At 56.6% G+C, this 3,471-nt stretch carries 5 protein-coding genes; all 5 read left to right on the forward strand.

The annotated features are described in order from the left end of the window. A partial coding sequence (gene sdhD / locus RI563_RS11810) for a succinate dehydrogenase, hydrophobic membrane anchor protein (protein WP_310694586.1) occupies positions 1-315 on the forward strand: 315 nt, incomplete at its 5' end. Continuing rightward, positions 312-2,072 (forward strand): succinate dehydrogenase flavoprotein subunit, encoded by a 1,761-nt coding sequence (gene sdhA, locus RI563_RS11815; RefSeq protein WP_310694587.1) that lies wholly within the window; start codon positions 312-314, stop codon positions 2,070-2,072. The genes sdhD and sdhA, both read left to right, overlap by 4 nt. Positions 2,073-2,148: 76 nt before the next feature. Next, positions 2,149-2,841 carry a succinate dehydrogenase iron-sulfur subunit gene (locus RI563_RS11820; protein ID WP_310694588.1) on the forward strand — a complete coding sequence of 231 codons (693 nt, stop codon included), beginning with the start codon at positions 2,149-2,151 and terminating at the stop codon, positions 2,839-2,841. 2 nt (positions 2,842-2,843) lie between these two features. After that, entirely contained in the window at positions 2,844-3,107 is a 264-nt protein-coding gene (locus RI563_RS11825) for a succinate dehydrogenase assembly factor 2 (RefSeq protein WP_310694589.1), read from the forward strand. Next, positions 3,070-3,471: protein YgfX (locus RI563_RS11830; RefSeq protein ID WP_310694590.1), on the forward strand; the 402-nt coding region annotated here is incomplete at its 3' end. The genes RI563_RS11825 and RI563_RS11830, both read left to right, overlap by 38 nt.

The raw sequence follows: 3,471 nt of genomic DNA on the forward strand, positions 1-3,471 counted from the left end.
GCCTGGCTGTGGCAGCGCCTGACTTCAATCTATATCGCGCTGTTTGTCATCGTGGCACTGATCGCCTATCTGCTGGGCGGCCCGCTGGACTATGCGCAGTGGCGATCGTTGCTGGCCTTTGCACCGGTGAATATCGCAACGGCGTTGTTCGTGGTGGCTGTGTTGTTTCATGCCGGTGTCGGTGTGCGCGATATTCTGGTCGATTATATACATTCACTGGTATTGCGATTTGCGATTCTGGTGGTTCTTCTATTAATGCTCCTGGTGCTGGGTATCTGGTCGATGTGGATTCTGATTTCAGTGGTGGCAGTATGACGATTGCTAAACGACAATTCGATACCCTGGTCATCGGCGCCGGTGGCGGTGGCTTGCGGGCGGCGCTGCAATTGTCCCGGGCCGAAGCCAGTGTAGCCGTGGTCTCCAAAGTGTTTCCCACCCGTTCGCATACGGTGGCGGCCCAGGGCGGCATGAATGCGGCACTGGCCAATGTATTGCCCGACAGCTGGCACTGGCACATGTACGACACAGTCAAGGGTAGTGATTATCTTGGCGATCAGGATGCCATCGAATATATGTGCCGTTCGGCCTCGAACCTCGTGGTCGAGCTGGAACATGCCGGCGTGCCCTTCAGCCGGCTGGATAATGGCAAGATTTATCAGCGGCCCTTCGGCGGCCAGAGCCAGAATTTCGGCGGCGATCAGGCCGCACGTACCTGCGCGGCGGCGGATCGCACGGGTCATGCCATTTTGCATACGCTCTATCAGCAGAACATTCGTGCCAAGACTCATTTCTTTGACGAATACTTTGCGATCGATCTGATCAAGGACGAAGAGGGATTTATTCTCGGTGCCCTGGTGCTGGAGATTGAAACCGGTGAGCCGTTACTGATCGAGGCCAAGACCACGCTACTGGCCACCGGCGGCGCCGGCCAGCTGTTTCGCACCAACACCAATGCCCATATCAATACCGGCGACGGATTGGCGATGGCGCTGCGTGCCGGCATTCCGTTACAGGACATGGAGTTCTTCCAGTTCCATCCCACCGGCATCGCCGGACGGGGTATGTTGATTACCGAAGGCGCACGTGGCGAGGGCGGTTACCTGACGAACAGGGATGGGGAGCGGTTTATGGAACGTTATGCGCCGCATGCCCGGGATTTGGCCAGTCGCGACGTGGTAAGCCGGGCGATTGCCACCGAAGTGCGCGAGGGCCGGGGTTGTGGCGATAATGGCGATCACGTCATGCTCAAGCTCGATCACCTGGGCCGCGAAGTGCTGTACAAACGCCTGCCGGGGATTTGCGATACGGTGAAAACCTTCCTGCATATCGATCCGGCCGAGGAATCGATTCCGGTCTTTCCTACCGCCCATTACACAATGGGGGGTATCCCGACTGATCGTCATGGCCGGGTGGTGGTGCCGGTGGAACAGGGCCAGGAATCGATCCCGGGATTGTATGCAGCGGGCGAATGCGCCTGTGTCTCGGTGCACGGTGCCAACCGGCTGGGCGGCAACTCCCTGCTGGATATCGTCGTCTTCGGCCGTGCCGCCGGCAATGACATCATCGAATACCTGAACGATAACCGGTATCACCGGCCTCTGCCGGAGCAGAGTGTGGAGCAGGCTATGGCGCACCTGCAGCGCTGGGATCAAAAAGGTGAGGGGGAATCCGTTCCGGCTTTGAAAAAGGAATTGCAGAGCACCATGGAAAACTACTGTGGCGTATTTCGCAGCGAAGAGATATTGCAACAAGGGTTCGACAAGGTGCTGGAACTGGAGCGGCGCATGCAGAACGTGCGTTTGAAGGATCACAGCAAGATTTTCAATACCGCCCGGATCGAGGCGCTGGAACTGGAAAACCTGATGGATATTGCCATTGCCACGGTAAGCTCGGCCTTGGGTCGACAGGAAAGCCGCGGCGCCCATTCGCGCATGGATTATCCCGATCGCGACGATCAACGCTGGTTGAAACACTCACTATACTATAAGGAACAGCATCGGCTGGATTACAAGCCGGTGACATTAAAGCCAATGACCGTGGATTCGTTTCCGCCGAAGGAACGGGTCTACTAAATCAGGTACTAGTTACCAGGGGCTAGTATCTAGCATCTAGCACCTAGAACCTGCCCAAAGGGCTGGAGCTGAGACGATGCGATTTCAAATTTATCGATATGATCCGGAAAGTGGCGAGAAGCCCTGGATGCAGGAGTTCGAGCTGGAGACGCGTCCGGGGATGATGTTACGCGATGCATTGCTCAAGCTTAAAGAGCAGGATGAGACGCTGGTGTTTCGCCATTCCTGCGGGGAAGGGGTATGTGGTTCGGATGCGCTGAATATCAACGGGACCAATGCCCTGGGGTGTCTGACGCCGGTGGCGGAATTGAAAGAGCCTGTGGTGGTGCGGCCGGTGCCGGGGATGCCGGTGATTCGGGATCTGGTGGTCGATATGGATCAGTTTTTTGAACACTATCGCGCGGTCAAGCCCTATCTCATCGTCGAAGATCCCGAACCGGAAGTCGAATATCATCAAACACCGCAGGAGCGGGAGAAACTCGACGGTCTGTACGAATGCATCCTGTGCGGTTGCTGTACCACGCAATGTCCCTCGTTCTGGTGGAACCCGGACAAGTTCCGGGGCCCGGCAGCCCTGTTACAGGCCTATCGCTTTATGGCGGACAGTCGGGATCAGGCCCTGGCACAACGACTTGAGGAACTGGATGGGCCGTACCGGTTGTTTCGTTGCCATACCATCATGAATTGCGTCAATGTTTGTCCCAAGGGACTCAACCCGACCGAGGCGATCAACAACATTAAAAAACTGATGGTCAAGGAGATGTTCTGAGCATGACGGCGGCTGATGCCGGTCAGGTTGATCAGGCGCGCGTGCTCTGGCAATGCCGACGCGGCATGCTGGAGCTGGATTTGCTGTTATTGCCGTTTGTCGAACAACACTACAACCGGCTGAGCGACAGGGAAAAGGATGCCCTGATAACCTTGCTGGCCTATCCGGATCAGCAATTACTGGACTTTTTGATGGGACACGGTGTCCCGCACGACAAGGATGTGGCCAATGTGGCAGAACAAATTCGAAATGCGGCTGGAACTTGAGCCGACGCCCTCCCGCTATTTACTCATCTACCTGATCCTGTTACACGCGTTGGCCGGCGCGGCGTTGTTACAGCCCTTGAGTTTGCCGACGGGCGTGCCTTTTGCGTTGCTCGCGGCGGTGGTGGTCAGTCTGTTATGGCATATGTGGCGCCATTACCGGGACAGCCGACGCACAACGCGCCTGATCTGGCGAACCGATGACGCATGGGATTATCAGGTGGGCAATGAGCACTGGCCGGATCTATCCCTGTTGCCGTCCACCTACATTACCCGCGGATTGATTATCCTGCACCTGCAGCCTCTGAATGGAAGACGATTTTACCGGGTGTTATTACCCGACAGTCTGCCCAAAGAACAGTGGCAC

Source organism: Thiohalophilus sp. (assembly GCF_031581315.1).
Lineage (GTDB): Bacteria > Pseudomonadota > Gammaproteobacteria > UBA6429 > Thiohalophilaceae > Thiohalophilus.